Origin of the sequence: Pseudobutyrivibrio sp., assembly GCF_015057185.1 — a bacterium.
Taxonomy (GTDB): domain Bacteria; phylum Bacillota; class Clostridia; order Lachnospirales; family Lachnospiraceae; genus Pseudobutyrivibrio.
In genome coordinates this window covers 34,680-40,934 of the sequence record NZ_SVEV01000031.1, presented here as the reverse complement: position 1 = coordinate 40,934, position 6,255 = coordinate 34,680, and the positions used below count along the sequence as shown (strand labels likewise).

Sequence of the window (6,255 nt, the reverse complement as noted above, 5' to 3'; positions counted from 1 at the left end):
GAAGGCTACATTTACAAGGGAAACCGTATTATTAACTGGTGTCCAGTTTGCCAGACTTCTATTTCAGATGCTGAGGTTGAGCATGAGGAGCAGGCAGGACATTTCTGGCACATGAAGTACGAAATCGTAGGCGAGCCGGGTCGTTTCGTTACATTTGCTACAACACGTCCAGAGACAATGCTTGGTGATACAGCTGTTGCTGTAAACCCTAAGGATACCCGCTATCAGGATATCATCGGAAAGACTGTAATGCTTCCATTTGTAAATCGTGAGATTCCAGTTGTTGCTGATGAATATGTTGATATGGAATTCGGTACTGGTGTTGTTAAGATTACTCCAGCACATGACCCTAACGATTTCGAGGTAGGTAAGAGACATAACCTTCCTGTAATCAATATCCTTAACGATGATGCTACTATCAACGCAAACGGTGGCGAGTTCGAGGGTATGGATAGATATGAGGCTCGTAAGCTTATCGTACAAAAGATGGATGAGATGGGTCTCCTTGTTAAAATTGAAGACCATACACACAATGTTGGAACACATGATAGATGTAAGACTACTGTAGAGCCTATGGTTAAGCCACAGTGGTTCGTAGCAATGGAAGAGCTTGCAAAGCCAGCTATCGAGGCTATCAAGACAGGTGAGCTTCAGTTCGTTCCTAAGAACTACGACAAGACATATTTACACTGGCTTGAGAATATTCGTGACTGGTGTATTTCACGTCAGTTATGGTGGGGACACAGAATCCCAGCATACTACTGCGAAAAGTGTGGTGAGACAGTTGTTTGTAAGTCAGAAGACGCTCCAACAGTTTGTCCTAAGTGCGGATGCAACCACATGAAGCAGGATGAGGATACACTTGATACATGGTTCTCATCAGCACTTTGGCCATTCTCAACACTTGGTTGGCCAAACAACACAGAGGAGCTTGATTACTTCTATCCAACAGACGTACTTGTTACTGGATACGATATCATCTTCTTCTGGGTAATCAGAATGGTATTCTCAGGATATGCTCACACAGGAAAGAGCCCATTCCATACAGTACTTATTCATGGTCTTGTTCGTGATTCACAGGGACGTAAGATGTCTAAGTCTTTAGGAAATGGTATTGATCCACTTGAGATTATTGATAACTATGGTGCAGATGCACTTCGTCTTACACTTATCACAGGTAATGCACCTGGTAACGATATGCGTTTCTACAACGAGCGTGTTGAAAATAGCCGTAACTTTGCAAACAAGGTATGGAACGCTTCGAGATTTATCATGATGAATCTTGCTGACAATGAGGTTACAAAGCCTGCTGATGCAGACCTTGCAACAGAGGATAAGTGGATTATCTCTAAGGTAAACAGCCTTGCAAAGGATGTTACTGAGAACATGGATAAATACGAGCTTGGTATTGCTGTTCAGAAGGTTTATGATTTCATTTGGGATGAGTTCTGTGACTGGTACATCGAAATTGTAAAGCCAAGAATGTACTCAGAGGAATATACAGCTAGCAAGAAAGCAGCACTTTGGACAGCTAAGTTTGCACTTACAAATGCCCTCAAGATGCTTCACCCATTCATGCCATTCATCACAGAAGAAATCTTCTGCACACTTCAGAGCGAAGAGGAAACAATCATGCTTTCAGCTTGGCCTGTATTTGATGAGGCAATGAACTTCCCAGTAGAGGAAGCAAAGGTAGAGCGTGCTAAGGACGTAGTTCGTGGCATGAGACAGCTTCGTACAGATATGGATGTTCCACCATCAAAGAAGGCAGCTATCCATATCGTAGCTGATGCAGCAGATGTAAGAGCAACATTTGATGAGATTACACCAATCTTCAAGACTCTTGCTGGTGCAACAGAAGTATTTATTCAGTCAGACAAGGCAGGCATTTCAGATGACGCTGTTTCTGCAGTTATACCAGATGCAACACTTTTTGTTCCACTTGAAGACCTTGTAGACTTTGAGAAGGAAAAGGAGCGTCTTACAAAAGAAAAAGAAAAGCTTGAGAAAGAGCTTGCTCGTTCTCGTGGAATGCTTTCAAATGAAAAATTCATGAGCAAGGCTCCAGAGGCAAAGGTTGCTGAAGAGCGCGAAAAGCTTGCAAAATATGAGGCAATGATGGCTCAGGTTGAGGCACGCCTCGCATCAATGCGCTAGTGGCTAGCCTGCGCCAGTTACGGCTACAAGCATTATATTACTTCGCTCAACAACACGTTTCGCTTAAGTAATATAATAGCTTGATGCCTACTGGCTTATTCTACGAATTGTTTGAGCCTATACACTTACGTTACGATAAAAAGAGACAGCTACTCAAACTTGGAAAGCGCGAGCAGGGAAGTATCATGCCGAGCTAGGAGGGCGCCGCGAAGCGGAAAGTTGCCTAGCGAAGGTGTGAGGGGTGCCCTGCGGGAGCACGGAGTATTATAAGGGCTGTCTCATATATAGGAGGATACGAAAATGGATATTAAGAATATTTTAAGCAAATGTGATCACACTTTACTTGGTGTGGACGCAACATGGAATGACATTAAGGGCATCGTAGACGATGGAATGAAGTATGAGACTGCTTCAGTTTGTATTCCAGCAAGCTTTGTAAAGCAGGCTGCTGAGTACGTTAAGGAGCAGGGTGGACATCTTCCAATTTGTACAGTAATTGGTTTCCCAAATGGTTATGCTACAACAGCTTCAAAGTGCTTTATGGCAAGCGATGCTGTCGATAACGGTGCTGAGGAAGTAGATATGGTTATCAACGTAGGCTGGGTTAAGGAAGGCCGTTTTGATGACGTTCTTGCAGAGATTAATGCAATCAAGGCTGCGTGCAAGGGTAAGCTCCTTAAGGTTATTATCGAGTGCTGCCTTCTTACAGATGAAGAGAAGATTAAGATGTGTGAAGTTGTATCAAAATCTGATGCAGATTACATTAAGACATCTACAGGCTTCTCTACAGGCGGAGCAACATTTGATGATGTCAAGCTTATGGCAGACCACATGACAAATGGCAAGCTTATCAAGGCTGCAGGTGGAATTGCTTCACTTGAGGATGCTCAGAAATTTATTGATCTTGGCGCAAGCAGACTTGGCACAAGCCGTGTTGTAAAGGCCGTTAAGGGACTTCCAAACGACGGAAAATACTAAAATATTTGTTCAAATTGTGCCTAATAATGAAAATTTAATGAAAAATACGTTATTGTTCGAAAATTCAATGACAAACTGCAAATAAACTAATATAATTATTATGATACTTTATGTTATTTACTAGTTGCTTGTGGGGGACTTATGGCAGAACCAATCAGTGCATTTGCGCCAAAAGTTCAGGTTTCATCTAATGGATTAGAGGCGACAATGACGTTTAAAATTCCTGATGGAAAAAATGAAGTACCCAAGTTTACTGCAGCGCAGTTGCTTGGGTTCTTGAGTAATGCCAATATTTCCTTTGGAATAGATCAAGACATGCTTTCTCGACTGGCTGATAGTCCTATTTATGGTCGCCCAATTAAAGTGGCTGAGGGAACGGCTCAGGTTCAGGGAACTCCAGGATATTTTGAATATTGTTTCGATACGGAATTTAATCGCAAACCTACCATCAGACCAGATGGAACGGCAGATTATATGAGTATAAAAACAATCGAAACTGTTCAGGCTGGGGATGTTATTGCAATTTATCATCCAGCAGTTCAGGGCTCTCGAGGTATGTCTGTTAGAGGCCAAATTTTAGAGCCAAAACCAGTAAGAGATTTGCCACCTCTTATCGGACGTGGCTTTGATCGTTCTGCTGATAATCTTACATACACAGCAAAAATTGATGGCAAGATAGAAGTAAACCAGGGCAAAATATCTGTATCCCCAGTGCATGAGATAAATGGAGATGTAGGTATTGAAACAGGTAATATTAAGTTTAATGGTGATGTCATTGTCCACGGCGGAGTCCATGACGGGGCAATTATTGATGCTGCTGGAAATGTTGTTATTGATGGCTTAATTGAGGATTGCGACATTAGAGCCGGCAAGGATTTGTTCCTGCTTTCTGGTGTAAAAGGAAATGAAAAAACTGTAATTAGCTGCAATGGCTCTATTACAGCGCAGTTTGTTGAATATGCAATTATTAGTTGCGCAGGAAATATTACTGCTGATTATTTCTTTAAGAGCAGAATTAAATGTGATGGTAAAATCGAGCTTAATGGAAATAATGCGTCTATAATTGGTGGATATGTTTCTGCGGTGCAGGGCATAGAGGCCAATGATATAGGCAATTCATTTGGAACAATAACAAATGTTGCGGTAGGTGTAGATGTTGAACGTTTGGCTGAATTTGATATTCTAGCCAAAAAGATTGAGGCTATCGCATCAAATGTTCAAAAGATAAAAAAAGGTATAGAAGACTTTGATCGCTTAGGCGAGGAACGTGGCATTAACGTCAGGGAAGATCCTAGACGTATGCAATTGCTTCGAGTTAGAATACGAGATGAGGCAGTTGTACAGGAAGAGACGAAAAAACTTGCAAAAATGAAGGAAGTAATCGTCGCTGGTAAGAATGCTACGATTAAAGTTTATAGACGTGTATACGCTGGAAGTAATATTTCAATAGATGATCGTCATGTGGCAATCAATGATACTCATGAGCGTGTTGAAATATCAAAAACTGAAGAAGGCGTCAGACTAACAAAGATAGTAGGCGAGGTACAGAAGTGATAGATTTTGAAGAAGAGTTAAAAAAATATGAGCCTGCCATTGAGGTTGAGCAGGCAGAGGCTGATATTAAAGCAAGGGATCTTACAGATTTAACTGATCTTTTATTTAATATGACCTCACAGCAGAGTAACGGGACAAAATAAGAATAATTAGACGGAGAATAATAGATGCAATGCTTTATGTGTGGTACTGAAGTTGGCAACGACAAGGTTTGCTATAATTGCGGTGCCGATATTTTGTTATATAAACAAATCATATACACATCTTATGTGTTCTATAATCAGGGACTGGAAAAGGCGAAGGTTCATGATTTATCTGGAGCAATTGATGCGCTGAAGTCATCTCTTCAATATTATAAATACAATACAAAGGCTAGAAATTTGCTTGGATTGTGTTATTACCAGGTGGGAGAATTGGTTCGCGCTATCAATGAATGGGTATTATCAAAGAATCTACAAGAGGATGATAATCCAGATGCAGATAGATATTTGGCTGAAATCGAAAATGATCCAGGTTTATTAAGCAAGGTTAATTCCACAATTAAAAAGTATAATCAGGCAATCGATTATTGTAAGGCTGGCAGCAGGGATTTAGCAATGATTCAGCTAAAAAAGGTTATTAGCCAGAATCCTAATTTGGTTAAGGCACATCAACTGTTAGCTCTTTTGTATATACAGGAAAAGAAATATGCAGACGCAAGGAAAATTTTGGCATCTGCTGCGAAGATTGATAGTAACAATACTACTACAATTAGATATATCCATGAGGTAAAGGAACGTCTAAAGGAAGAAAACACAGGACATCGTAAAAAGAAAAACGATGTAGTAACATTCGCTGATGGCAATGATACTATCATAATGTCAGAGAATTCCTTTCGTAGTATGTTGGACAATTCCAAATCAAGCTTTATGAATATCCTTTTGGGACTTGTTGTGGGATTGCTAATTTGCTTTTTCTTGGTTGTACCAACTGTTAGACAAAACATCACTCAAGGTGAAAACGATACTGTACTTGCTTTAGACAATTCTCTTGCCGAAGCAAAGAATCAGAATGCGGCTCTTCAGGATGAAATTGATAGTCTAAAAAATGAATTAAGCGCATATGACGACAAGCAAGATGTTGCTACATCATACGATAATCTTCTTGCCGCAAAGAATTATTATGAAGCTGGTGATGCAGTCACAGCTAGTGATTACATTCAGCTAGTTACAAAGGATGTATTAGGAGAGCAGGGGCAGACAGCCTACGATAATTTATATACTCTGCTTTCACCAACTATCATTCAGGGATATTATGATGATGGTAATACTTTCTATACAGAAGAAAATTATGATAGTGCAATCGTAAACTTTAAAACCGTTGTAGATATAGATGAAACCTATAATACAGGTGCGGCACTTTTCTTGCTAGGAGACTGCTACAGACTTACTGGAGATACAGAATCAGCCCTTGAATGTTTCAACAGAGTAGTTGAATTGTATCCAAGTAACAAATGGGGCAAGCAGGCTGCAGTATACATAGCAGCAGATGACACAGAGCTTAGTGCTGCTGAGGTAGGCCAGTAAT

5 protein-coding genes are annotated in these 6,255 nt (G+C 40.5%); all 5 read left to right on the top strand.

The features are described from left to right. On the top strand, window positions 1-2,157 hold a 2,157-nt coding region (locus tag E7276_RS12140), incomplete at its 5' end, for a valine--tRNA ligase (RefSeq protein ID WP_294218012.1). Between the two features lie 300 nt (window positions 2,158-2,457). Next, on the top strand, window positions 2,458-3,135 hold the full coding sequence (gene deoC, locus E7276_RS12135) for a deoxyribose-phosphate aldolase (RefSeq protein ID WP_294218009.1): 678 nt from the start codon (window positions 2,458-2,460) through the stop codon (window positions 3,133-3,135). Between the two features lie 141 nt (window positions 3,136-3,276). Next, window positions 3,277-4,689: a DUF342 domain-containing protein gene (locus tag E7276_RS12130; RefSeq protein ID WP_294218006.1), complete on the top strand. Its 1,413-nt coding sequence runs from the start codon at window positions 3,277-3,279 to the stop codon at window positions 4,687-4,689. Further along, a complete protein-coding gene (locus tag E7276_RS12125; RefSeq protein ID WP_294218003.1) occupies window positions 4,686-4,832 on the top strand; it encodes a hypothetical protein in 147 nt (48 codons plus the stop codon). The genes E7276_RS12130 and E7276_RS12125 overlap by 4 nt, the downstream gene beginning before the upstream one ends. Window positions 4,833-4,856: 24 nt before the next feature. Beyond that, entirely contained in the window at window positions 4,857-6,254 is a 1,398-nt protein-coding gene (locus E7276_RS12120; RefSeq protein ID WP_294218000.1) for a tetratricopeptide repeat protein, read from the top strand. Window position 6,255: the final 1 nt, after the last annotated feature.

What these genes read in the sequence shown, in the direction of transcription:
- deoC (WP_294218009.1), top strand. Translation starts at nt 2,458, where the DNA reads ATGGATATTAAGAATATTTTAAGCAAATGTGATCACACTTTACTTGGT.
- E7276_RS12130 (WP_294218006.1), top strand. Translation starts at nt 3,277, where the DNA reads ATGGCAGAACCAATCAGTGCATTTGCGCCAAAAGTTCAGGTTTCATCT.
- E7276_RS12120 (WP_294218000.1), top strand. Translation starts at nt 4,857, where the DNA reads ATGCAATGCTTTATGTGTGGTACTGAAGTTGGCAACGACAAGGTTTGC.